The sequence below is a fragment of the Rhodococcus sp. IC4_135 genome, assembly GCF_011602025.1.
Classification (GTDB): domain Bacteria; phylum Actinomycetota; class Actinomycetes; order Mycobacteriales; family Mycobacteriaceae; genus Rhodococcus_F; species Rhodococcus_F baikonurensis.
The window spans coordinates 754321-777587 of the sequence record NZ_JAAOLG010000001.1 but is presented as its reverse complement, the minus strand read 5'-3'; the positions used below and the strand labels follow the sequence as shown (position 1 = coordinate 777587).

Below are 23267 nucleotides of genomic sequence, written 5' to 3'. Positions count from 1 at the left end.
CGGCACCCCGTCCAGGTAGGTTCATCCTGGACGGGGTGCTGCTTACTTGGAGGACGTTGTGCGAATCTCGGCCGAAGAACTACTCACTGCGGTACTCGATCCCGAGAGCTTCGTCTCCTGGGACTCCCCGCCGGTCGACGTCGGGCCCGGCCCGAAATACGCGGAAGACCTGGCGAAGGCCCGCGAGAAGAGCGGAGTGGACGAGTCGGTCGTCACCGGTGTCGGTACCGTTCGGGGACGTCGGGTCGCGGTAATTGCCTGTGAATTCAGCTTTCTCGCCGGTTCCATCGGAGTCGCCGCGGCCGAGCGGATCGTGACCGCCGTCGAACGTGCTACGGCAGAACAACTCCCGCTGCTCGCCTCGCCCACCTCCGGCGGAACGCGGATGCAGGAGGGCACCGTCGCCTTCGTTCAGATGGTGAAGATCGCTGCGGCAGTGGCTGTTCACAAAGCGGCACACCTGCCCTACCTGGTTTACCTGCGCAATCCCACCACCGGCGGGGTCTTTGCCTCGTGGGGATCCCTCGGTCACATCACCGTCGCGGAACCCGGTGCTCTGGTGGGATTCCTCGGACCCCGTGTCTACGAATCGCTCTACGGCGAAAAGTTTCCCGACGGAATCCAGACGTCCGAAAACTTGTATCGCAACGGCGTTATCGACGGCGTCGTACCCGTCGACCGCCTCCGTCTGCTGGTCAATCGAGCGTTGTGCGTGCTCACCGATCCCCCGGCTCCGGCGGCCGCGGACCCGATTCCCTCACCCGAGATTCCCGATGTTCCCGCCTGGCAGTCGGTGATGCTCTCGCGCCGGGCCGATCGACCAGGCATTCGGCAGTTGCTCCGCCATGCCGCGACCGAACAGGTACCGCTCAGCGGCACCGGGCAGGGCGAAACCGACAAGACGATCTTGCTCTCACTCGCCCGCTTCCGAGGCTTTCCGTGCATCCTGCTCGGCCAGGACCGCAGTGGCCAATCCGCGCTCACCACGATGGGACCGGCCGCGCTTCGTGAAGCCAGACGGGGCATGAAACTTGCCGAAGAACTACAACTCCCGCTTGTCCTCGTGATCGACACTTTGGGCGCGTCGCTGTCCAAGGAAGCCGAGGAACGTGGACTGGCCCCTGAGATCGCCCGCTGCATCGCCGACCTCGTGACGCTGAAGACCCCGACAGTGTCGGTGTTGCTCGGCCAGGGAACAGGCGGCGGGGCTCTCGCGCTGCTGCCCGCCGATCGGGTACTCGCGGCACAGAACGGGTGGCTCGCTCCCCTGCCGCCGGAAGGCGCCAGCGCGATCGTCCATCGCGACATCAGTCACGCACCGGAGATGGCCGCCGCGCAGGGCATTCGTTCGCTGGATCTGCTTCGAGACGGCGTGATCGACGTGATCATTCCCGAAACGCCTGACGCGGCGGACGAACCCGTGGAATTCTCCAAGAGGGTAGGGGCTGCGATAGCGCACGAACTCTTTGTGCTTGCCGAAGAGTCGGACACCGATCGCCAGTCCTCCCGTATCGCGCGATATCGAAACCTGGGAGTTCCGCAATGACGACGAAGGACCGGAATGCGCTGACTCTGCCGCACAGTTACGACCGCGCGGCACTGGCTCGTTTCGAATTGTTCCTGTTTGCCGGCGTCGCGACCGTGCTGATCACCCGCGCCTATCTGGCAGCAACGGGCTATCCCCAGATCGGGGGCGGCGCCCTCCACATCGCACACGTTTTGTGGGGCGGATTGCTGATGGCCGTCGCCATCGTCGCTACCGCCATCACCGAGGGTTCTCGCACGCGTGACCTCGCCACGCTGGTCGGCGGAATCGGGTTCGGTCTCTTCATCGACGAGGTCGGAAAATTCGTCACCGCCGACGTCGATTACTTCTACCAGCCTGCCATCGCGATCATGTACGTCGTCTTCGTTCTCTTCTATCTCGCCGCGCGCGAGGTGGTGATTCGGCGCGGAATGAATGATCGTCATCGGCTCGCCATCGGCGCGCGGGCGCTCTCCGACCTCGCTCTCGGTCAGCTCGACGAGATCCAGTACAACCACGCCCTCCGCGTACTCGACGGCGTCGAAGACCGCAGCCTCACCGACCTCGTCGATTCGATCAAGGCCGGCCTGCATTCACAGACTCCGCCGGTCGGCGGTATCGAATCGAAAATCACTCGTGGTCGCAATGCCTTCTTCCACCGCGCCGAGGAACTGCTCCGACACCGTGTCGTCCGCCGACTGGTACTCACCCTGTTCGTACTGCAGGCTGTTCTGGCGATAGTCCAGGTGATCTACGCGTTGGTTTCCGAGAACGTCGTCGAGGCCGACGACGTCTCCGACCTCGTAGTCCAGATCTCCACCGTCGCAACCGGAATTCTTGTGGTTCTGGGAGTGTGGTTCCTCTTCCGCGGTCCCTACCTGCGAGCCCTGAGACTCCTGCGCGCATCTCTCATCGTGAGCCTTCTGGTGACCCAGGTGTATCTGTTCACGCAGGACCAGTTCGGCGCGCTGTTCGGATTCGCAGTGTCACTGTTCATGCTCGCGACTCTTCGCATCGCGATTCGAAGCGAAGAGGCAGCAGCAGCTCTACCGCAGTGATTTCTCTACCGCAGCGAGATCGCAGGCCGACTCGGTAGATCGCGGACACCGCGGAGCGGGCTCAAGAGCAAGACCAACCCGCACGGCGCAATCAGTCCGGCCATGATCCACATTGTCCCGCGCAGCCCCACGAGGTCACCGAGGAAGCCCGCCAGCAGCGCACCCAGCGGAATAGTGCTGTGCAACAGGAACATACTCGTCGCCACTACTCGACCGAGACGGTCCGGCGGACAGTAACTCTGACGGAAGCTGCCGAGCACTACATTGCAGGACACGACGCCGGCAATCATCACAATTCCTCCGGCACAGAACCAGAGCAGGCCGGCGCCGTACGTCGTCAGGGGCGCCAACAGGACGAACGGTCCCGTGACCAACTGACAGATGAGAACACTTCGGGCAGTGCCGAATCGGCGCCCGAGCGGGCGCGCGATCATCGACCCGACAATTCCGCCCACCCCCGCAATCGCCAACAGAAGCCCTAGCCCGAACTCCCCCACACCAACCGTCTTCTCCAGGAACACGATCTGGATCGTGGTGTACCCGGCCAGACCGAAATTGAGAAGAGTCCCGTAGACGACGATGGGCCGCAGATACGGATCGACTGCGACGAATCGCAGTCCGAGCGCTATCTGGCGCCGCAACGGCTCTCGGGCGCCGAGTCCGCGATCAACCGTTTCCTGCGCACGAATCAGGCAGATGCACACGAAACAGAAGACGAAGGTGAACGCATCGACCAGCAGACCGGCAGCGAGCCCGACCGTCGCTACCAACAGTCCGCCGAAACTGGGGCCGATCACCCGGGTTGCGGCCTCGGCGCCCTGAATCTTCGAGTTCCCTTCGACAAGATCCGCTTCGGCGAGCACCGTGGGGAGATACGCGTGGTAGGCCGCCTGGAAGAAAACGGTGGCGGTACCGGTGAGCAGCGCAACCAGAAGCAGGTGGCTATACGTCACCGCCCCCATGAGGCCCGCAATCGTGACGCTCGCGAAGAGCACCGCGCACGCAGCGTTCGCGATCATCATGATCGGACGGCGGTGCAGCCGGTCGATCCAGGCACCGGCAGGTAGTCCGACGATCAACCACGGCAACCAGACCGCCGAGGCCAGCACACCGATCTGGAAGTTACTCGCTTCCAACTCGCGAAGCGCGATCAACGGCAGCACGACGGTCGTCACACCGTTACCGATTCCGCTGACTGCGTCGCCGGTCCACAGAAGTCGGAAGTCACGCTGAGCGAGGACTCCCCAGAAGCCTGCGCGTTGCGCTGCACCTGTCACGTCGAACCCCATTCCAATCCCTGGCCCATCCCACCCCACCCGCACACACCACTGACCGACGGGACAGGCCCGCCCGGCGCAAAGGGACGGTACCCGCACCGCTACTGAGGCGCACCACACTGACGGTGACCTAAGGTGTTTCAGGTCACCGGTAAGCGAAGTTCACGAGAGGACACACGTCGATGAGCTCTTCCGAGCAGGCGTCCCACACCACGTATGCCGACGCATACCGCGAGAGCATGGATCAGCCGGAGAAGTTCTGGCTCGACGCTGCGCGTGCCGTCGACTGGGATGTCGCCCCAACGAGGGCTCTCGACGATTCGGCCGCACCGATCTATCGCTGGTTCCCGGATGCTTCGCTGAACACCAGTTTCAATGCACTCGATCGGCATGTGCGCGACGGCCGCGGCGATCAGACTGCGTTGATCTTCGAATCGGCGATGGTCCCCACCAAGGCCACGTACACCTACGCCGAACTCCTCGAGCAGGTCTCGCTCTTCGCCGGTGTCTTGAAAGATCAGGGCGTCGTGGCAGGTGACCGCGTCATCATCTACATGCCGATGATCCCCGAAGCCGCGATCGCGATGCTCGCGTGTGCGCGTATCGGCGCTGTGCATTCTGTGGTGTTCGGCGGCTTTGCGGCCAAGGAACTCGCAACCCGTATCGACGACGCCGGCCCGGTCGTGCTCGTGACGGCCTCCGGTGGCCTCGAGCCGGGACGAACCATCGAGTACCTGCCGATGGTCGAAAAGGCTCTGCAACTGTCGGCCACGCCCGCACACACCGTGATCGTGAAGAATCGCGAGCAGATTCCCGGTGCCGCTGCCGACTACAAGTCAAGTGCCGCAGCCTGGTTCGACTGGGACGAGCTGATCGCCGACGCCACCGCGGCCGACCCGGTGTCGGTCGCCGCGACGGATCCGCTCTACATCCTCTACACCTCCGGAACGACCGGTAAGCCCAAGGGCGTCGTCCGGGACAACGGTGGCCATGCCGTTGCCCTGACGTGGACGATGAAGAACCTTTACGACATCAGCCCCGGCCAGGTCTGGTGGACCGCCTCCGACGTCGGCTGGGTGGTCGGGCACTCCTACATCGTCTACGGGCCATTGCTCGCCGGAGCCACGACAGTCATGTACGAAGGCAAGCCCGTCGGGACCCCCGACGCCGGTGCCTTCTGGCGAATCATTTCCGAATACAACGTGTCGGCACTCTTCACCGCTCCGACGGCGATCCGCGCGGTCCGCAAGGCCGACCCGGACGCAAAAGAGCTTGCCAAGTACGACATCTCGTCGCTCGACACACTGTTCGCTGCCGGCGAGCGCTTGGACCCCGACACCTACGAGTGGGCTACTCGGATTCTCGATCGCCCGGTGGTCGATCACTGGTGGCAGACCGAAACCGGTTGGGCCATCTGCGCCAACCTGCGCGGCCTCGAACCGATGGAGATCAAAGCAGGCTCACCCACCGTCGCCTGCCCCGGATACCGCGTCGAAATCGTCGACGGCAAGGGCGAACTCGTGGGTCCGGGCACCGAGGGCAACATCGTGATCGGCCTGCCGCTTCCTCCCGGAACACTCGCCGGACTGTGGCGTGACGAGGACCGGTACGTGAAGTCCTACCTGTCGACTTTCGAAGGCTATTACCTCACCGGCGACTCCGGATACATCGACGAGGACAACTACGTCTTCGTCCTCGGACGCAGCGACGACGTGATCAACGTTGCCGGACACCGCCTTTCGACCGGAAGCATGGAAGCTGTCGTCGCCGGCCACCCGGCCGTCGCCGAATGCGCCGTCATCGGCATTCACGACGAACTCAAGGGGCAACGGCCGAGCGGCTACGTCGTGCTCAAGTCCGGCGTCGACATCGATCCCGAAACACTCCGACAGGAACTGGTCGCGCGGGTGCGAGACCAGATCGGTGCCGTCGCCACGTTCCGGGACGTCACCGTCGTCGCGGCCCTGCCGAAGACGCGCTCCGGCAAGATCCTCCGCAAGACCATGCGGCAGATCGCCGACAACGAGGAGTACACGGTCCCGTCGACCATCGAGGATGCGAGCGTACTGGACGAGTTGTCCAAACTCCTTCGCGGATAAGGATTCAGCGAATTCCCCTGCCTGTCTGCCGCCGGACGTAGCAGTATGAACACGTTCCAGTTCTGGCGATTCACACGGGCAGGGGAAGTTCGATGGGCAATTTGGACGGTCAAGTCGCATTCATCACCGGAGCGGCGCGTGGGCAAGGTCGTGCGCACGCCGTCAAACTCGCATCCGAGGGCGCAGACATCATCGCGGTGGACCTGTGCGCGCCGGTCGCCACGGCGGGGTACGACATGGCCACCGAGGCCGACCTCGCCCAGACCGTCGCCCTGGTCGAAGCTCAGGGCCGGCGCATCGTCGCGTCCGTAGCGGACACTCGCGACCTCGTTGCCCTGAAATCAGCTGTCGACGCCGGAGTCGAGGAGCTCGGCCGACTGGACATCGTGATCGCCAACGCAGGCATCGCGGCGTCGGCAAAGTTGTCCTGGGACCTGAGCGCCGAAGAGTTCCGCGAGCTGATGGACATCAACGTCACGGGCGTGTGGTTGACGACCAAGGTGTCGATTCCGCACATCATGAACGGCAATCGAGGTGGATCGATCGTGTTGATCAGCTCGATGGCCGGGCTTCGAGGTGTGCCGGGTATCGCACACTATTCCGCGTCGAAGCACGCCGTTCGAGGGTTGGCGAAGTCTCTGGCCAACGAACTCGGCTGGGCGGACATTCGGGTCAACTCCGTACACCCGGGCAATGTGCGAACGACGATGATCGACAACGAACCGATGGTTCGTGCGTTCCGTCCGGACTTGGAGAATCCTGTCCTCGCCGATACCGCTCCGATCATGTCGAAGCTGAATCTGCTGCCCCACCCGTGGGTCGATCCCGAAGTGATTGCGGATGCGGTGTTCTATCTCGTAGGGCCGGCCGGGCGCGGGATCACCGGCATCGCGTTGCCGATCGATCTCGGTACGTCGGAAAAATTCGCCGGCGGCTGAGGGCCCGAATTGATGCAGAATTGCCTCTGCCGGATGGGTCTCGAGCACCATCCGGCAGAGGCAATTCCGGCTTGATCAAGCCTTCGTAGCAACAGAACAAGTAGTCGACAACCTCATAGGCGCTCCTCGTCTGGCGTGGGAAAAACCGTTGTGGGATGCGCAACAAACCCAAGACCCAGAGTAGAAGCATTTCGCCGCAAACGCGCGTCATTCCGCACTATTTTTTTGGATTCGGGCATACTGGACAACGCTCCCACCACGTATTATGGACCCGAGTTCACACTTACAGGGGGTAGGCACAGTGACGGTCAAATACGCCGCAACGGACCCGATTCACGGAAAAGTCGAGATCTCGTTCGACGTCGACACGGGGGTCGTCGACGTCCGAAACGGCAACTCACATGCTCTGTTGACGCGTCGAGTCGATTCCCCGCGCCGCGAAGGCACTCCCATCGGAACGCGCGCCGCCGCAGACTTGTTCTTCACTGTCGGTGGTGACGAAGTCGAACTCACTGTCGGCAAAGGGTTTCTGTCCCGTCGCTCGTACTCCGTCTCGGCACTCGTCGACGGCGTGAGTTTGAACTTCGCTCCAGTCGACGACGCGAACAGTGCCTTCACCCGCAACGGTGTACGGATCGGGCACTTCTCCAAGAACGAGGAATCCGATCCCAGACAGACCGACGCAGTCTGGTCGAGCACTCCGAGCACAGACGAACTCGTCATCGGTTACGCCCTGGCCGAGGCCTTCGATTGCGGAGCACTCAACGGAGCTTTTGCTCTGATCGAATCACTGGTGCTCGGCGGCGGATAGAGGCCCCGCTCAGAGCAGGTGGACTACCAGCAGAACTACGGCAATAGCTGGGAAAAGCATCTGCACGACGGCTGCGCGGGCTTTGTCGGGAGACGAGAGAATCAGCACCAACCCCGCGGCAACCATCGATCCTGTGCCTGCCAGTACGAGGGCAATTCCGACCGACGCGGAACCGGTCGCCGCAATCACGATGCCGATCACCGACACGATCGCCAGGAAGAGGTTGTAAAAGCCCTGGTTGAATGCGAGCGGCTGCGTGATGATCGCCTCTTCCTCGGACTTCACGCCGAACGTGGCGCGGGTCTTCGGGGCCGTCCAGAGGATCGATTCGAGGACGAAAATGTATACGTGCACTGCTGCGGCAAGTCCCGCGAAGATGTAGCCGGCGACGTTCATCGGTGAGCTCCTGTTGCTTCGAGTAAATTCTGTATCGTTCAGTCCAATATATACTGGACCGAACGATACAGAAAGAGCGAGGCTTTGATGGGCAGATCACAAGAATTCGACACAACAGCCGTGGTCGCTGCCGCCTTGGACGTGTTCTGGGCACGAGGGTACGAAGGCGCATCCCTCGGAGACCTCGAATCCGCGACGGGGCTGAGTCGGTCAAGTCTCTACAACTCGTTCACCAACAAGCGCGGATTGTTCGACGCCGCCGTGCAGATGTACCTCGAACGTGTCATCCGGCCACGTCTGCGCAGCCTCACGACAAATCCCGGGGCAGACGCCGTCGACGACTACCTTTCCTCGCTTGCGCACGCGATCGGCACCATGACCGCCGACTCACCTCGGCGCGGTTGCCTACTTCTCAATACGGCTGCCGGACTCGGCGCGCACGACGATGCGGTGGCAGCCGTGATTCGCGCGTATCGGCAAGAACTTGCCGTTGCGATTCGCAGTGGCCTACAAGCCGCCTTTCCGAACGAGACGGACGCCGCACTGGAGGATCGCACTCGAATCCTTCTCTCCTGCACGGTAAGCGCACTGGTCCTCGCGCGAGTTGACACCGACGAGGCGATCGCAACCCTGGAATCTGCGCATCGACTGAACGCAGAGTGGCAGAGCCGGAACATGTAGCTCGCGTCGTTACCCACAATCGAACGGGTAGGCAATGATGCTTCACATGCCCACGTTGACTACGCCTGCGATCGCCAGTGGCTGTCTCGGAGGGATGGACCAACCCTCGATCCACGTCGGGACTTCGGCGATTCTCCGGCCGTGGACCTACGACGACGCCCCGGCTGTCGTGGAAGCCTTTCGGGATCCGTCGATTCAGCGTTGGCACGTCCGCCGTGCCGACTCGATCGACGAAGCACGGAATTGGCTCACCCAGTGGCGAGACGGGTGGGCAAGCGAATCCGAATGCCATTGGGCGATTGCCGCCCCCGAGACGAATGAACTCCTCGGCCGAATCGCGGCAAAGGGGGTGAATTTATGGGACGGCACTGCTGAGCTCGCGTATTGGATGACTCCAGCGGCGCGCGGCCGCGGACTCTGCACCCAGGCTGTAACCGCACTGTCCGAGTGGGCGTTCCGCGATGCCGGGTTTCATCGCCTGGAACTCGAACACTCGATCCACAACCCACGATCGTGCCGGGTCGCGACCAAAGCAGGGTTCAGCGAAGAAGGTGTTCGACGAGGCTCCGCCAGGCATGCCGACGGCTGGCACGACATGCACGTCCACGCCCGCCTACGCAGCGATCAACCTTCGGCAACGACCCGCGCCGCGAGAGCAAGTGTCTGATCCACCAATTCCGCAACGCGCTGCGGCGCGACCGGTTCGAGGTCGAACAGAATTCGGTAGACGATCGGCGCCACCACGTGGTCCACTACCGAATCACCATCCACGCCGGCCGCTTCCGGCCAACGCGCGAGGATCACGTCGATCTGCGTCCGACAGAAGAAGGCACACTTGAACTTCTTCGTACCGTCCGGTGCATGCGTCTGATCGTCGCTCATCAACACATCTCGCAGCGACGCGCGACCGACAGGTGCAGACATCTCCTCGAGATACTCTTGCGCCCAAACCGTCAGATCCCCTCGGAGCGAACCCGTTTCACGCGGGTCCGCGTCCGGGCGCAATCTCTCGATCGAGACGTCGGCAAAAACTTCGTTGATGTCCCCCCACCGCCGATAGATGGTCGACGGGGTCACGCCCGCATCGGTCGCGATCATCGGCACCGTGATCTCTGCTCGATCACGCTGTTCCAACAACTTGCGCGCCGACGCATGCACTGCCTGTTGGATGCGCGCACTGCGGCCACCGGGGCGCGGACCTGCGGACGGACTCATGAAACCAATACTAACGCAAAGATGTTGCATTAGGCTACGGCCAGGCGTAGCGTCCCAAACGCAAAGTATTTGCGTTTGAAGTCTTCACCACCCGCACGGGAAGCGCCTACGACAATGACAACGACCGTTTCACCACCGACCGAGAGCACTTCGCGCCCACGCTTGGGGCGAGGCGTCGCTTTCACTCTCATCGCCGTCATCATCGCCACGTTCCTGGGCGCCTCCGCGACCCCGACGCCGCTGTACGAGCACTATCAACAGTTGTGGGGATTCTCCTCGCTCGCGTCGACGCTCGTGTTCGGCATCTACGCTCTCGCATTACTCGCCACGCTCTTGACCGCCGGATCCTTGTCCGATCACATCGGCAGGCGCCCGGTCCTGCTCGGAGCGCTCGCCTTGGAGGCGGTCTCGCTCGCCCTGTTCGCCTCGGCCGACGGTTTGACCGTTCTGCTGATCGCCCGCGTCGTGCAGGGTGTTGCCACCGGCGCTGCAATCAGTGCTTTGGGTTCTGCGTTGATCGACCTCGAACGCACTCCGGGCCGCGGATCGATCATCAACAGCGTTGCCCCGACGGTGGGGCTTGCCGTCGGAGCCGTGGGTTCGAGTCTCATCAGCGAGCACCTGCCCCGACCCACCAGCACTGTCTACCTGGTCCTTCTAGTGCTTGTCATTCTCGAGATCTTCGGAGTATGGGCAGCTCCCGAGACGTCGGGTGGTCGGCCCGGAGCCTGGCAGTCCCTGCGCCCCACACTGGCCGTTCCTCGTCAGGCGCGCACGATGATTGCCCTGACCGCGCCGTGCCTGATCGCGGTGTGGGCACTGGGCGGGTTCTACCTCTCACTCGGACCTGCATTGGCGCGCAACGCACTTGAGGTTCACAGCTCGCTCATCGGCGCCGTCATGGTCGCGACACTGACGGGATTCGGCGCCGCAGCAGTGCTCACCTTCCGTAAACTCGGTGGCCGAACCGTGATGCTGATCGGAACCACAGCCTTGGTACTCGGGGTGGCCGTCACACTCGTCGGGGCTGAAATATCCTCTGCAGTCTTCATTCTGGCCGGCACGGCAATTGCCGGTATCGGCTTCGGAGCGGGATTCCAGGGAACCATCCTCACCGTCATGCCACTGGCCGCCAACCACGAACGCGCAGGATTGTTGTCCACCGTTTACGTCATCGCATACTTGGCCAACAGCCTTCCGGCACTGCTGGCCGGCTACCTGGTCGGCAAGGTCGGACTGGTGGATACGACGCGTGGCTACGGCGCACTCGTCATGGTGCTCGCGGCCGCCGCGCTGATCGGATTGCTGGTCACCGGCGAGCGGAAGGGTACGACTACCTCCGTGCCGGAGTAGGTGTCCCCCGATCGGTGGACACACCGTTCGTCCTGCACAGGGTCCGGAGAGTGGACAGACGGCATCGATCTGCTCCGACATGGTTGTCTTCGAGACAGACAACCGAACGCCCACCCGGACAAGGACACCGACGATGACGAACCCCCGCTACGTAGTTGCCGCAATCACAGCTCTGGCCGCCGGCGCCCTCACTTTGGGATTGAGCGGAATCGCCAGTGCCGGAACTCTTCCCACAACGGGCAACACCATCACGATGACGATCAGCAACGACACCGAACAGACGATTCGTCTCGAAGGTGCCGACAATCCCTACGGACAGTGGATGCAGAGCCCACGCCAGTCGCTCGCACCCCACGAGACCGAGATCGTCACCGCGTACAACGAGGATCCGCGAGGCCTGACGGTCGACGTCGTCTATTCCACTCCCGGCGGCGGACAAGCCGTCTTCATGGCCAACGACTATCCGCAGTTCGACACCGACGGAACTCGCACCACCGACCCTGATCGCTACTTCATCTCGAGCTACATCGACGGCTTCTACCCGAACCTGAGCGTCGGGTACCACCTCGGTGCGGTGTGACTGCAGCAGTCGTCATAAGAAATCCGTCTGCCTCTCAGACGCATTCGTTCTTGGACATTCGTCCGGCGCGAGGGGATTGTTGAACACAGCCCCGCACGAGCAGGCACACGCCCCGTTGCAGGTGGTCCGAACATCAACGGGAGAGGGAAAACCACAGTGCGACTACCCAACCAGTTTCTGATCTACGTCAGCGATGCCGCCTCCGCAGCAGCGTTCTACGGCGAATTGTTCGACGCGAAGCCCGAGGTCCTCAGCCCTCGGTACATGACATTCGACCTCGGCGGCGGTGTGGTCCTTGCACTGTGGAGCGGCAAGTCACGCGACCTCGATCCCACGACACCGCGCAATTTCGAAGTCGGCATATTGGTCGACGGCGGGAGCAGCGAAATACGCGCGATCCACGACGAGTGGGTAGCCAAGGGCGTCGAGGTCGTCGAGGAGCCGAACGAAGATGTCTTCGGTCTGACATTCGTCATTTCAGATCTGGACGGGAACCGCCTCCGCGTAGCGCCCGCAGATCACTGAGCTCTCAACCCTTGATCTCGCCGTATCTACGGAGGGCTTCCTCACGCTCTTGCGCATGGTCGACGATCGGATCCGGGTAGTCGACCGGGCGCATCGCCTTCAGCGAGTGGACCGCTTTCCCGGGAACATCGCGGAGTTCGGGAACCCACCGGCGGACGTATGTGCCGTCGGGATCGAACTTCTCCCCCTGCGTGATCGGGTTGAAGACGCGGAAGAACGGCGAAGCGTCCGTGCCAGACCCGGCAGTCCACTGCCATCCGTGCTGATTGGAGGCCAAGTCACCGTCCACCAGTTGCGACATGAAGAACCGTGCGCCGCGCCACCACGGAATGTGCAGGTCCTTCACCAGGAAAGACGCGACGATCATTCGCACCCGATTGTGCATCCAGTTCTCGGCCGCGAGTTGCCGCATGCCGGCATCGACAATCGGGAAGCCGGTCCTGCCCTCACACCAGGCTTTGAAAGCGGAGTCTGCGTCGGCTCCGCCATCGTGACGTATGCGGTCGAACTTGTCGTCGTAGTTTTTCCGGGCGCTGTCCGGTCGTTGAAACAGGATGTCTGCGTAGAAGTCTCGCCAAGCCAGTTGGCGACGGTAAGCCTGCGCACCGTCGCCGAGCCGCTGGGAGAGATCTGCCAACATCGTTCGCGGATGGATCGTGCCGTACTTGAGCGGAATCGACATCCGGCTCGTGGTGTCGAGGTCGGGTCGATTTCGTTCGTCGTCGTACCGGTCAAGATCGTTCTCGCAGTATTCTTTCCACTGCTCGAGGGCACCGGCCTCACCGACGAAATCGCACACGGTTGCGGATGGCGCGGGGATACTCACCCGGCGCGGGCCACCGTCCTTGTCGCTCGGATCGAACCAACGGACGGTCTGCGCGTCGGTCGACGCGGGGCCTCGCCATCCGTGTTCCATCCACTGACGGAAGTACGGCGTGAATACCTTGTACGGATCACCGTCGGCCTTGGTGACACGCCCGGGCGCTACGGCATACGGAGATCCCGTGGCGATCAACTCCACCTTCTCGGCCACCGCCGCGTCTCGCCGTCGGCCGTAAGGCCCGTAATCAGCACTGATGTGAACCTCTTCGGCGCCAACGGATTTCGCCACGCGGGGCACCACGTCTGCCGGATCACCTCGAACAACCATCAGGTTTCCGTCGAGTTGGTGATCGAGCGCCGTCAAGTTCACGAACAGTTGATCCTGGCGCGGTGAGCCTGCCGGTCCGAGCAGTTTGTCGTCGAGAACGAACAAACCCAACGTCTGTCCGCCGCCATCCGACGCTGCACTCAGCGTGGGAAGGTCACCTACCCTCAGATCGCGTCGAAACCAGACCACAGAGTTGCTCACCCAGTCGAGCCTACCGATCAGATCCCAGAACGCACCCCACCGCACGAGCCGCAAGTTGCGCAGCTCTTTCGGGTGTCGGTGCGCAGGCGAGCCCGAGCAGTCGCCGTCGGTGCTCCTCCCCGAGCAGCAATGTGTACAACTGATCCGCGCACAGCGCAGCCTTCCGGCCGTGCCGATCGAGCAATATCTTCTCCAGAAAGGCAATCGACTTCGCCGGGCCGGATTCGTAGAACGCGGCGGCCAGTTCAGGGAACTGCAGGGCCTCGCCGATCATCATGCGGTGCAGCGCAATCGAGTTGTCGCTGTGCAGGGCGATCACGATGTCCGCTGCAGCGGCGAGCAGGTCCGACTGGTCGCCACCGGCGTTCTCGACATACGCGTGCTGACGCGCAACAGCAGCAGCGAAGACCGCGGATTTGTCGCCGAAATAGCTGTACACGGTGCGCTTGGCGACGCCTGCCGCCGTGGCAATGGCGTCGATGGTCGTTCGCGCGAACCCGACTTCCCGAAACGAGTCGACCGCGACGTCGAGAATCTCGTTGCGTCGATCAGCCCGCTCGGCGTCGCTGGTTCTCCCACGTCTGCGCGGTTGCTCCATCAAGTCCCTGTTACCGTTCCGACAAATTAATGCTACGTTGACGTTTCATTATTTCGAACACTACAGGAGCACTGCATGACCGGACAACGGCTCGTCCACGTCGCCATCGCCGACGACTGGGAAGCGTGCAAGCGTTTCGGTGAGTACGAGGTCTCGACGCGCGGAATCAGTTACGACGAGGCGGGATTCATTCGCGCAACCAAGCCCGACGCACTCCCTTCGGTGCTCGATCTGGTGTTCGGCGACCTCACCTTGCCGCTGATCGTCGCCGTCATCGACGAGGACGCTCTGACCGCCGCAGGTATCGACGTCGAATGGGAGGCAGGAAAGCCCCGAATCCTCCGACCACTACCGATGGACGAGGACACAGTGGTCGCCGAACTGGCCGTGGAACGCGTTGACGGGGCCTGGCCGATTCCCGACCTGACCCCGTACGCAAACCACGCCGGCTAGACCAGCGCAGCCTCGGGTTCGACCACGGGAGTCGACGCCTTCTTCCGGCCGGCGGCGACACACAGCGCGATCCCGACCGCAATCCAGCACGCCAACACCAGAAGTGGCGTGGCGGCGCCATGGCCGTCGAAGAACGCCGTCGAACGGACGGATGCCCCTGCGGCGCCAGGTGGGAGCAACTGCCCCAACGCACCCCAACCTGCAGGCAACCACGCCGCAGTTGTCGCCATCCCCGAGAGCGGGTTTCCGATGAACATCATCGTGACCGCTCCCAACGCGAATCCCTTCATCCCGAGCAGGGATTCGAGCCCCAGAATGGGAAGTGAGATGGCCGACATGCCCAGGGTGAGCGCGAGCGCGGTGAGCAGGTAGTTTCCGTCGAGACTGTTGGTGCCGAACTGCAGAATGGCAGTCAGTGCAAAACCCGCGACAACCGCGACGCCGCCTGCACCGAGCACTCGCTTGACGATGCTGCGCGGAAACAGTTGCACGAGAACAACAGCAGGCATGATTCCACCGAACACCAGAGGCAATGCCAATGCCGTGAGTCCCGCACCGGTCGGGTCGTCGGCCGTCAGCGGCACAACGTCTTCGACGGGCACCTTCGCCCCTGAACTCTCCGCGAGCCCACTGGCCACACCGGTCAAGGTTTGAGCGATCGGGGTTCCGCCGGCGGTCGCGATCAACACGTGAGGGCCGGTGGCATCAACGGCGATTCCGCCGACCACGTCGCGATTCCGAATCGCATCACGTAGGGCATCCGCGTCGGCGAAGTCTCGAGTATCGAAGGCGCCCGGTTTACTCGCCTCGAGCGAGGCACTGATCTGGGTAGTGGCCTGAACCGGACCGGCGATGCCCAACTTCAGTTCGTGCGGGCCACTGTTGATCGAGGGCAACACGAAGGCGAGCAGCATCAACCCGATCACAGCGGACAAGCCCAACACCACAGCCACCAACTTCTTCCGGTCCTGCGCTTCGACGTTCATAACCCACCTCCCTAAGTGGAAGGTTTTCCTCCACTATTTGTGGAAGATATTCCTCCGGTTATGATGAACTGTCAATACCGGAGGTGAATGTGCGAGCCGATGCACGTGAACGCAGGAACGCAATAGTCGACGCCGCACGCGCGGTGTTCACCGAGCGTGGGCACGACGCGCCCCTCGACGCGGTCGCAGAACTCGCGAAAGTGGGCATCGCCACGCTCTATCGGAACTTTCCGACCCGCGAGGACCTCGTGACCGCCGTCGCCGTCGCAACACTGACCGATGTCCGCGAGGCTGCCGACGTCGCACTCACGGCGATGCCCACCGATCCGACGAGTGCGTGGCACACGCTGGTGGACCGACTCGTGGAACTGCGCCTGGGCGCACTCATTCCCGCGCTGGTGGAACGTAGTTTCACCGAGTTGGCGCCTGAAGTTCTGGCCGTGCGCGAGGTGACGAAAGCGAAGATGACCGCGACGATCGGCGCCGCTCAGAGCGCCGGGCTGGTCCGCCCCGATCTGCAACCCCTCGAATTTGTCATGGCTCTGGCCAAACTGACGCGCCCGCAAATCGAATTGTCGGACGAGGCCATGCCGAACCTGGTCCCGCGGTTGGTCGCGGTGTTCATGGCCGGTCTGCGTCCGGACGGTACCGACTTGCCGGTCTGATCGGCGAAACCCGACGTACCAGGCAAGGCACAATGGGGCTGTGACCGAGATACCGAAAATCCTCGTAGTCGACGACGACGCAGACGTCCTGACCTCACTCGAACGCGGATTGCGGCTCTCGGGATTCACCGTACTGACGGCGGTGGACGGAGCCGACGCGCTCCGAGTGATCTCCGACAAGCGACCGGACGCGGTGGTCCTCGACATCAACATGCCGGTTCTCGACGGCACCGGAGTGGTGACGGCGCTTCGTGCCGCCGGCAACGAAATCCCGATCTGCGTGCTCAGCGCACGCAACTCGGTCGACGATCGCATCGCCGGGCTCGAATCCGGTGCAGACGACTACATGGTCAAACCGTTCGTCCTCGCCGAACTGGTTGCCCGGATCCGCGCGATGCTCCGGCGCAGCAACACTCCGGCCGGCGATCACGCGGAAGGTACGAACACCCTGCGCGTCGGAAACCTCGACATCGATCTTTCCGGCCGCCGAGTTCGTGTCGACGGCAAGGAAGTACCGCTCACCAAGCGCGAATTCGAGCTACTCGAAGTGCTCGCACACAATTCCGGCATCGTGCTCACTCGCGAACGTCTCCTCGAACTGGTCTGGGGCTACGACTTCGTCGCCGACACGAACGTCGTGGACGTCTTCATCGGCTATCTGCGTCGAAAGTTCGAATCCGGCGGTTCACCTCGTCTTCTGCACACCGTTCGCGGCGTCGGGTTCGTGCTTCGGGAGAACCCGTGAAGCGTCGCCGCTTCTCACTACGAACTCGCGTTGCCGCGGCCGCGGCACTGGGGGCGACGTTCATCGTCATCGCACTCGGTGTGGTCGTTGCACTGGCCATCGCACGAAACAATTTGGCTCAGTTGGACCGTCGACTCGAGACGGCATCGACGGTCATCGTGGCCAATGCAGCAACAGCGGGACCTTTTCTCGGCGCGTTCGGAGACGGCGGCGCATTTTCCGTGACCATCCGCTCCGACACCGACGGAACCGTCAAATCCAGTACCCCGACGCGACTGCCCGAACTGCCGGTCGGCTCGGCGACCGTCGACGTGGACGGTACGAAGTACAGGGCATATACCGCCGAGGCCGACGGGATCAACGCCCTTGTCTCGCTGGCGGTTCCCTATGCCGAAGCGCGGGACATCACGGTCGATCAACAGCGTCAGGTTGCGTTCTTCGGCGTCGGGGCCGTGGCGGCCGCAGCTGCGTTGGGATGGTTGTTCGGTGGCCCGGCTGTGCGCCCTCTCGTGGAATTGACCCGTCGGATCGCCCGGCGAGATCCCGATCTCGCCACCGAGGTTTCCGGCATCCGTGAAGCGGACGAGCTTGCCGCAGCAGCAGAGTCGATGCTCAGCGACGTCGCCCGGGCACAGGCCGCGACCAACTCGGCCCTTGCTGCCGCTCGGGACTTTGCTTCCGCTTCGGCTCACGAACTCCGAACTCCGTTGACGGCGATGCGAACCGACATCGAAGTGTTGTCCATTCACGACCTCGACCACGAGCAGCGACGTGAGATCCTCACCGATCTCGCCCGCGCACAGGGCCGTGTCGAATCAACTCTGCGAGACCTCGAGCGCCTTGCAAAGGGTGAACTCTCGACGGCCGAGGATTTCAAGGACACGGACCTGACCGAGGTCTGCGACATCGCTGCCGACGACGCACGCCGACATCATCCTGGGCTCGACGTCAGCGTCGTCACGGTGGATTCCCCACTCCCCTATTGCATCCGGGCACTTCCTGGCGGAATCCGGTTGATCCTCGACAACGCGATCACCAACGCAGTCCGCCACGGCGGCGCGAGCACGGTGCGCATCACTCTCGCGCGGCCGGTCGATTCACCGGACACCGTCACGATCACCATCGACGACAACGGTTGCGGAATACCGGCCGAGGAACGCTCGAGCGTCTTCGAGCGCTTCACTCGCGGATCGACGGCAGGCAAGACGGGTTCCGGTTTGGGCCTGGCACTGGTGGCGCAGCAAGCGGCCCTGCACGGCGGACGTACGACATTTCACGACAGTCCGCTCGGCGGGGCTCGCCTGCTGGTCGAACTCAGGGATCAGCCCGGACCCGAATAGCCCCATCAGGTCTCGATCAACTCGCCGATCCCTGACGCTGTCACTTCGATGACCCGAGCCGAGCCGATGTCGAAGAACAGTCCGGCGATACGCAGGCGACCATCCACACGGGCCTGACCGACCAGAGGATGGCGTTCGAGAGTCTGCAATTGGACTGCAACGTTGACCATTCCGAGCTGATCGACCTCCGAGAAACCCGCCTCGGCCGCAGCACGCGCCACCGGATGGCCACTCGTATATGCCTGCAAGCTCGTCTCCGCATGCCTCAGCCATTCACCGACAACTCCCGATTCCGACGAACTGTTCGTCAGGAGTGCCTGCATCGCGCCGCAGCCCGAATGTCCGCACACGATCACCGAACTGACACCCAACTCGTCGATCCCGAAGGCCAGTGCCGCTTCCACCGACGTATCGCGCCCGCCGGCAGGAACCAGGTTTCCGACGTTGCGCACGGTGAACAGGTCGCCAGGGCCACTGCTCGTGATGATGTTCGGCACCACTCGCGAATCTGCGCAGGTAAGGAAAAGGGAGTCCGGATTCTGGCCGTCGCGCAACTGATCCATGTGCGGCCGTATCGCTTCGGCGCGATGGCGATGATAGTTGGACACCCCGTCGAGAATGGGCCGCAAGGCTGGCGGGCTGCTCAGATTCCTTCCCGAAGCCTGTGGTTGCCAACTACCCCACGGAGCGAGCAATCCGCGCAGGTCGGTGACTGCGGCGCCGCGCTTCGGCGGACCGGTGGTCGCGCTCTCCATACTCACCGAGCCGACTTCGTCGATGATCACCGAACCACCTGCCAACTCGTACTGCCTCGCCCACTCTTCGATGACGTCGAAGACGGCATGGTCGAGGAAGTCGACGGACAACTCCACTGTGACGTCGGACCGTGGTGGGATTCCGGCGAGCACCGACGTGAGCTTGGGCAGCACCAGGAAGGTGCACGAGCCCTCGACCAGGACGCGCCACTTCCCGGAATCGTTGTCACCCAATTCTTCTGCGGTGACGGTTGCACGGATGACTCGCCACACCAGGAGGGCGATGGCCAGCGCCAATCCGATCAGCACACCCTCGAGCAGATTCAAGAACACGACGCCGACAACCGTGATGCCGTACACCCATAGATCACCGGTCCGTCGCGCCAACCGAATGTGCGCCAGCTTGACCAGTTGAATACCGATGACGATCAACAGTCCGGCCAGCGCAGACTTCGGAATCTGCTGCACCAACCCGGCCAGCGCAGCCGAGAACAGCAGGATCCACAGGCCGTGCATGATCGACGACGCTCGTGACTTCGCACCGGCTTCGACGTTGGTGGCGCTGCGTACGATCACACCCGTGACGGGCAGACCTCCGATCGCCCCTGACACCATGTTCGCAGTACCTTGGCCGAGCATCTCGCGGTCGAAGTTCGAACGCGGGCCCGAATGCATCTTGTCCACGGCCACAGCCGAGAGCAGACTCTCCACACTGGCGATCAGTGCGATGGTCAGGATGCCGGTTGCGACGCCGAGCCACTGTCCGTCCGGCAGCGCAGGCAGTCCGATCGAGTCCAGCAGGGACCCGTCGAGTGCAATACGCTCGACGTCGATCGGCAGCACGAGCGAAGCGAGAGTTGCCAATACGATGCCGACCAACGCGGCCGGAACTTTTCGGACGCCCGCGGGGAGATAGCGCCACCCGAGAAGAGTGGCGATGACGACGAGTCCGATCATCAAGTCCTCGACGTGCAAGGCACCGATCTGAGCGGGCAACTGCCGTAGATTGTCCAGCGCCGAGCTGGCCGAGCTTCCACCCAACAACACGTGAACCTGTTGCAGCGCAATGGTGATGCCGATTCCGGCGAGCATCGCATGCACGACCACCGGCGCAATAGCCAGTGCTGCACGGGCAATTCGACTGAGCCCGAACACGATCTGCAGAAGACCGGCGCCGACGGTGATCAAACAGGTGACCTTCCACCCGAACTTGCCGATCAGTTCGGCGACCACCACGGTCAGTCCGGCTGCGGGACCACTGACTTGCAGCGGAGAACCTCCCACAGCTCCGGCCACCACTCCGCCGACGATCGCGGCGATCAGACCTGCCATGATCGGCGCCCCGGAGGCGATCGCAATTCCCAAGGACAGGGGAAGTGCCACCAGGAAGACGACCAACGACGCCGGCACGTCGTATCTGATCAGTTGCTCGAGATACCGCCGGCTTCCACCACCCGGCGGAGACGAATCCCCCACGACGCTCTCGTCTGCGGATGATTGTGCGTGCACTACGGACTGCGTCGACATAGATCTCCTCGCCGGACCCCGGATCCGGCTGCTGGGCAACATGTTCGAAGCGAATCGGCGATCGGTATCGCCGATCGACTGTGACCATGGTAACCGCGATTCCTTACCGTTCCCTTAGATGCGAGCCCGGACGTGGTCGACGTCACCGCCGCCCGGCACTGTGACTCGAACCTGAACATCGGTCCAAAAGATCGATCGAATTGCTTTAAACCGCAAGCATTTTGACTGAGACACCTCCCAGCGACCAGCACACCCGAGCGCCATCGGCGATAATGGTCGGGAGTGAACGCTCAACCGCAAACACAACGATGTGAAGGCAGGCACCATGTCCGATCAGTACGTCGCCGCGCAGGACCGTTACGAAGCCATGCCGTACCGCCGAACCGGTCGGAGCGGTCTCAAACTCCCGGCCATCTCGCTGGGCCTCTGGCACAACTTCGGCGACGACGTACCGATCGAGAACCAGCGCGCAGTTCTTCGGCGGGCATTCGATCTCGGAATCACCCACTTCGATCTGGCCAACAACTACGGGCCCCCGTACGGAAGCGCCGAGACGAACTTCGGCAGGATCCTGCGTGAGGATTTCTCTTCGTACCGCGAGGAATTGGTCATCTCGTCCAAAGCCGGTTGGGACATGTGGCCCGGCCCCTACGGATTCGGCGGTTCCCGCAAGTACTTGTTGTCGTCCCTCGATCAGTCGCTCGGCCGACTCGGCGTCGACTACGTCGACATCTTCTACAGCCATCGCCCTGACGCCGAAACTCCGATCGACGAGACCGCAGGCGCCCTGATCAGCGCTGTCCAGCAGGGCAAGGCCCTGTACGCGGGTATCAGTTCGTACTCGCCGGAGCGCACCCGCGAAATCGCCGCACTGCTCACCGCTGCGGGGGTTCCGCTCTTGATCCACCAGCCGAGCTATTCGATGCTGAATCGCTGGATCGAGCAGGACCTGCTATCGGCTGTCGACGATCTCGGAGTGGGCGTGATCGCGTTCTCACCACTCGCTCAAGGCATGCTCACCGATCGCTATCTGAATGGTGTCCCCGAGGATTCCCGTGCAGCTCAAGGTAAGTCACTGGATCCGTCGTGGCTGACCGACGACGCCCTCACCCACATTCGCGCGCTCGACGACATAGCGTCAGCTCGCGGCCAGTCGCTGGCCCAGCTGGCACTGAGCTGGGCACTTCGCGATTCGCGGGTCACCTCGGTACTGATCGGTGCGTCCAGTGTCGCGCAACTCGAAGCCAATGTCGGCGCGCTCGACAATCTCGAATTCAGTACAGACGAACTGGCCTCCATCGATCAGCACGCCAAGGACAGCGGCATCAATCTGTGGGCAGAGGCCAGTTCGATCTGAGTGAGAACTTCAGCTAGAGCTGAGGCAACTCCACGTTCACGTGCTCGCCCTCTTCGAACACGGCCGACGCCGGCCCGACGATCAAGGGATCCGGAGTACCGACAGCCCGGTGATCCTTGTTGGGATAGTCGAAGCTGGCGAGCACGTGACGCATCGCCTCGAGGCGAGCGCGCTTCTTGTCGTTGCTCTTGATCACCGTCCAGGGCGCGTCTCCGGTATCGGTGTAGAAGAACATCGCTTCCTTGGCCTGGGTGTAGTCGTCCCACTTGTCGAGCGACGCCAGATCGGTCGGTGAGAGCTTCCACTGACGCACCGGGTCCGTTCGGCGGGCCGCGAACCGCGCCAACTGCTCTTCGCGGCTGACCGAGAACCACAGCTTGTGCAGATGAATCCCGGAGTTGACGAGCATCCGCTCGAAGTCCGGCGTCTCTCTCATGAACTCGAGATATTGCGTCGGCGTGCAGTAACCCATCACTCGTTCGACGCCGGCGCGGTTGTACCAGGACCGGTCCATCATCACTATCTCGCCGCCGCTGGGCAGGTGTGCGACATAGCGTTGGAAATACCATTGCGTCCGCTCGATGTCCGTGGGCTTCTCGAGCGCGACTACGCGGGCGCCACGGGGATTGAGATGCTCGGTGAATCTCTTGATCGACCCGCCCTTACCGGCAGCATCGCGACCTTCGAAGATGATGAGCACTTTCTGACCGGTTTCCTTGACCCACAACTGCAGCTTGAGCAGCTCGATCTGCAGACGCCGCTTCTTCCGCTCGTACTCGCGGCGCGACATCTTCTTCTCGTAGGGGTAACCCTGCTTCCAGGCATCCGAGAACTCTGAAGGCTCCAGCCCGCCGAGCTTGTGCTTGAGGCTCGAGAGCTCGTCGATCTCGGCTGCGTAGTCCTCGGTGACGGAAATTCTGGTCGACGGGGTCGGCAGGTCAGGAACCCGACCGTCCACACCGCTGGCGTCGGGGCTCATGAATGCGCACTCCCTGTCGTCGAAATGAACGAACGTCCGGAAAGTGAATTTTA

Annotated in this window: 23 protein-coding genes; 15 read left to right on the top strand and 8 right to left on the bottom strand. The window is 62.7% G+C overall.

Annotated features, from left to right (window positions below; genetic code table 11):
- Positions 1-58 precede the first annotated feature (58 nt).
- Together G8767_RS03805 and G8767_RS03800 are read left to right on the top strand one after the other, a co-directional pair.
- Entirely contained in the window at positions 59-1546 is a 1488-nt protein-coding gene (locus G8767_RS03805) for a carboxyl transferase domain-containing protein (protein ID WP_166809373.1), read from the top strand.
- A complete protein-coding gene (locus G8767_RS03800) occupies positions 1543-2583 on the top strand; it encodes a hypothetical protein (protein WP_166809372.1) in 1041 nt (346 codons plus the stop codon). Before G8767_RS03805 ends, G8767_RS03800 begins: the two co-directional genes overlap by 4 nt.
- Before the next feature lie 5 nt (positions 2584-2588).
- Here the strand turns inward: G8767_RS03800 and G8767_RS03795 are convergent, their stop codons facing one another.
- Entirely contained in the window at positions 2589-3860 is a 1272-nt protein-coding gene (locus G8767_RS03795) for an MFS transporter (protein WP_166809371.1), read from the bottom strand.
- Between the two features lie 182 nt (positions 3861-4042).
- Here G8767_RS03795 and G8767_RS03790 point away from each other — a divergent pair, with 182 nt between their 5' ends.
- The 3 genes from G8767_RS03790 to G8767_RS03780 all read left to right on the top strand — a co-directional run bounded on the left by G8767_RS03790 (position 4043) and on the right by G8767_RS03780 (position 7708).
- Positions 4043-5959 (top strand): propionyl-CoA synthetase, encoded by a 1917-nt coding sequence (locus G8767_RS03790; RefSeq protein WP_166809370.1) that lies wholly within the window; start codon positions 4043-4045, stop codon positions 5957-5959.
- Between the two features lie 92 nt (positions 5960-6051).
- On the top strand, positions 6052-6897 hold the full coding sequence (locus G8767_RS03785) for a mycofactocin-coupled SDR family oxidoreductase (RefSeq protein WP_166809369.1): 846 nt from the start codon (positions 6052-6054) through the stop codon (positions 6895-6897).
- Between the two features lie 301 nt (positions 6898-7198).
- A complete protein-coding gene (locus G8767_RS03780; RefSeq protein ID WP_234036847.1) occupies positions 7199-7708 on the top strand; it encodes a hypothetical protein in 510 nt (169 codons plus the stop codon).
- A gap of 9 nt (positions 7709-7717) precedes the next feature.
- Here the strand turns inward: G8767_RS03780 and G8767_RS03775 are convergent, their stop codons facing one another.
- On the bottom strand, positions 7718-8104 hold the full coding sequence (locus G8767_RS03775; protein WP_166809368.1) for a DUF1304 domain-containing protein: 387 nt from the start codon (positions 8102-8104) through the stop codon (positions 7718-7720).
- An 87-nt stretch (positions 8105-8191) separates the two neighbouring features.
- Between G8767_RS03775 and G8767_RS03770 the strand changes: the two genes are divergently transcribed.
- Positions 8192-8785, top strand: coding sequence for a TetR/AcrR family transcriptional regulator (locus tag G8767_RS03770; protein WP_166809367.1), 594 nt, complete (start codon positions 8192-8194; stop codon positions 8783-8785).
- Positions 8786-8831: 46 nt separating this feature from the next.
- Positions 8832-9452, top strand: coding sequence for a GNAT family N-acetyltransferase (locus tag G8767_RS03765; protein ID WP_166809366.1), 621 nt, complete (start codon positions 8832-8834; stop codon positions 9450-9452).
- Here the strand turns inward: G8767_RS03765 and G8767_RS03760 are convergent.
- On the bottom strand, positions 9410-10000 hold the full coding sequence (locus tag G8767_RS03760) for a TetR/AcrR family transcriptional regulator (protein ID WP_095971248.1): 591 nt from the start codon (positions 9998-10000) through the stop codon (positions 9410-9412). The two genes, G8767_RS03765 and G8767_RS03760, sit on opposite strands and share 43 nt — an antisense overlap.
- A gap of 114 nt (positions 10001-10114) precedes the next feature.
- Between G8767_RS03760 and G8767_RS03755 the strand changes: the two genes are divergently transcribed.
- From G8767_RS03755 to G8767_RS03745, 3 genes are all read left to right on the top strand, one after another.
- On the top strand, positions 10115-11353 hold the full coding sequence (locus G8767_RS03755; protein ID WP_166809365.1) for an MFS transporter: 1239 nt from the start codon (positions 10115-10117) through the stop codon (positions 11351-11353).
- Positions 11354-11486: 133 nt separating this feature from the next.
- The gene (locus G8767_RS03750) at positions 11487-11933 is read left to right on the top strand and encodes a hypothetical protein (RefSeq protein ID WP_166809364.1); all 447 of its coding nucleotides are present in this window, start codon (positions 11487-11489) and stop codon (positions 11931-11933) included.
- A gap of 156 nt (positions 11934-12089) precedes the next feature.
- Entirely contained in the window at positions 12090-12458 is a 369-nt protein-coding gene (locus G8767_RS03745) for a VOC family protein (protein ID WP_166809363.1), read from the top strand.
- 4 nt (positions 12459-12462) lie between these two features.
- Here G8767_RS03745 and G8767_RS03740 read toward each other — a convergent pair whose 3' ends face one another.
- Complete coding sequence (locus tag G8767_RS03740; protein WP_166809362.1) at positions 12463-13809, bottom strand: deoxyribodipyrimidine photo-lyase; 1347 nt, start codon at positions 13807-13809, stop codon at positions 12463-12465.
- Between the two features lie 10 nt (positions 13810-13819).
- Positions 13820-14407 (bottom strand): TetR/AcrR family transcriptional regulator, encoded by a 588-nt coding sequence (locus G8767_RS03735; protein ID WP_095971252.1) that lies wholly within the window; start codon positions 14405-14407, stop codon positions 13820-13822.
- 75 nt (positions 14408-14482) lie between these two features.
- Between G8767_RS03735 and G8767_RS03730 the strand changes: the two genes are divergently transcribed.
- Positions 14483-14860, top strand: coding sequence for a DUF952 domain-containing protein (locus G8767_RS03730; RefSeq protein WP_166809361.1), 378 nt, complete (start codon positions 14483-14485; stop codon positions 14858-14860).
- On the opposite strand, the gene G8767_RS03725 is transcribed toward G8767_RS03730, so the two are convergent.
- The gene (locus G8767_RS03725; protein WP_095971254.1) at positions 14857-15846 is read right to left on the bottom strand and encodes a hypothetical protein; all 990 of its coding nucleotides are present in this window, start codon (positions 15844-15846) and stop codon (positions 14857-14859) included. The two genes, G8767_RS03730 and G8767_RS03725, sit on opposite strands and share 4 nt — an antisense overlap.
- Before the next feature lie 89 nt (positions 15847-15935).
- Here G8767_RS03725 and G8767_RS03720 point away from each other — a divergent pair, with 89 nt between their 5' ends.
- From G8767_RS03720 to G8767_RS03710, 3 genes are read left to right on the top strand one after another with little or no spacing between them, the layout of a single operon-like run.
- Positions 15936-16511, top strand: coding sequence for a TetR/AcrR family transcriptional regulator (locus tag G8767_RS03720; protein ID WP_166809360.1), 576 nt, complete (start codon positions 15936-15938; stop codon positions 16509-16511).
- A 40-nt stretch (positions 16512-16551) separates the two neighbouring features.
- The gene (locus G8767_RS03715) at positions 16552-17256 is read left to right on the top strand and encodes a response regulator transcription factor (protein ID WP_095971255.1); all 705 of its coding nucleotides are present in this window, start codon (positions 16552-16554) and stop codon (positions 17254-17256) included.
- Positions 17253-18596, top strand: coding sequence for a HAMP domain-containing sensor histidine kinase (locus G8767_RS03710; protein WP_166809359.1), 1344 nt, complete (start codon positions 17253-17255; stop codon positions 18594-18596). Before G8767_RS03715 ends, G8767_RS03710 begins: the two co-directional genes overlap by 4 nt.
- 5 nt (positions 18597-18601) lie before the next feature.
- Here G8767_RS03710 and G8767_RS03705 read toward each other — a convergent pair whose 3' ends face one another.
- Positions 18602-20878: a bifunctional SulP family inorganic anion transporter/carbonic anhydrase gene (locus tag G8767_RS03705; protein ID WP_166809358.1), complete on the bottom strand. Its 2277-nt coding sequence runs from the start codon at positions 20876-20878 to the stop codon at positions 18602-18604.
- A gap of 325 nt (positions 20879-21203) precedes the next feature.
- Between G8767_RS03705 and mgrA the strand changes: the two genes are divergently transcribed.
- Positions 21204-22235, top strand: a complete 1032-nt coding sequence (gene mgrA / locus G8767_RS03700; protein ID WP_166809357.1) for an L-glyceraldehyde 3-phosphate reductase — start codon at positions 21204-21206, stop codon at positions 22233-22235.
- 13 nt (positions 22236-22248) lie between these two features.
- Here mgrA and ppk2 read toward each other — a convergent pair whose 3' ends face one another.
- Complete coding sequence (gene ppk2 / locus G8767_RS03695) at positions 22249-23214, bottom strand: polyphosphate kinase 2 (RefSeq protein ID WP_095971258.1); 966 nt, start codon at positions 23212-23214, stop codon at positions 22249-22251.
- Positions 23215-23267: the final 53 nt, after the last annotated feature.

Excerpts from the sequence above, each read along its gene's own strand:
- G8767_RS03800 (WP_166809372.1), top strand. The coding sequence starts at position 1,543 with ATGACGACGAAGGACCGGAATGCGCTGACTCTGCCGCACAGTTACGAC.
- G8767_RS03790 (WP_166809370.1), top strand. The coding sequence starts at position 4,043 with ATGAGCTCTTCCGAGCAGGCGTCCCACACCACGTATGCCGACGCATAC.
- G8767_RS03785 (WP_166809369.1), top strand. The coding sequence starts at position 6,052 with ATGGGCAATTTGGACGGTCAAGTCGCATTCATCACCGGAGCGGCGCGT.
- G8767_RS03775 (WP_166809368.1), bottom strand. The coding sequence starts at position 8,104 with ATGAACGTCGCCGGCTACATCTTCGCGGGACTTGCCGCAGCAGTGCAC.
- G8767_RS03770 (WP_166809367.1), top strand. The coding sequence starts at position 8,192 with ATGGGCAGATCACAAGAATTCGACACAACAGCCGTGGTCGCTGCCGCC.
- G8767_RS03765 (WP_166809366.1), top strand. The coding sequence starts at position 8,832 with ATGCCCACGTTGACTACGCCTGCGATCGCCAGTGGCTGTCTCGGAGGG.
- G8767_RS03760 (WP_095971248.1), bottom strand. The coding sequence starts at position 10,000 with ATGAGTCCGTCCGCAGGTCCGCGCCCCGGTGGCCGCAGTGCGCGCATC.
- G8767_RS03755 (WP_166809365.1), top strand. The coding sequence starts at position 10,115 with ATGACAACGACCGTTTCACCACCGACCGAGAGCACTTCGCGCCCACGC.
- G8767_RS03750 (WP_166809364.1), top strand. The coding sequence starts at position 11,487 with ATGACGAACCCCCGCTACGTAGTTGCCGCAATCACAGCTCTGGCCGCC.
- G8767_RS03735 (WP_095971252.1), bottom strand. The coding sequence starts at position 14,407 with ATGGAGCAACCGCGCAGACGTGGGAGAACCAGCGACGCCGAGCGGGCT.
- G8767_RS03730 (WP_166809361.1), top strand. The coding sequence starts at position 14,483 with ATGACCGGACAACGGCTCGTCCACGTCGCCATCGCCGACGACTGGGAA.
- G8767_RS03725 (WP_095971254.1), bottom strand. The coding sequence starts at position 15,846 with ATGAACGTCGAAGCGCAGGACCGGAAGAAGTTGGTGGCTGTGGTGTTG.
- G8767_RS03705 (WP_166809358.1), bottom strand. The coding sequence starts at position 20,878 with ATGTCGACGCAGTCCGTAGTGCACGCACAATCATCCGCAGACGAGAGC.
- mgrA (WP_166809357.1), top strand. The coding sequence starts at position 21,204 with ATGTCCGATCAGTACGTCGCCGCGCAGGACCGTTACGAAGCCATGCCG.
- ppk2 (WP_095971258.1), bottom strand. The coding sequence starts at position 23,214 with ATGAGCCCCGACGCCAGCGGTGTGGACGGTCGGGTTCCTGACCTGCCG.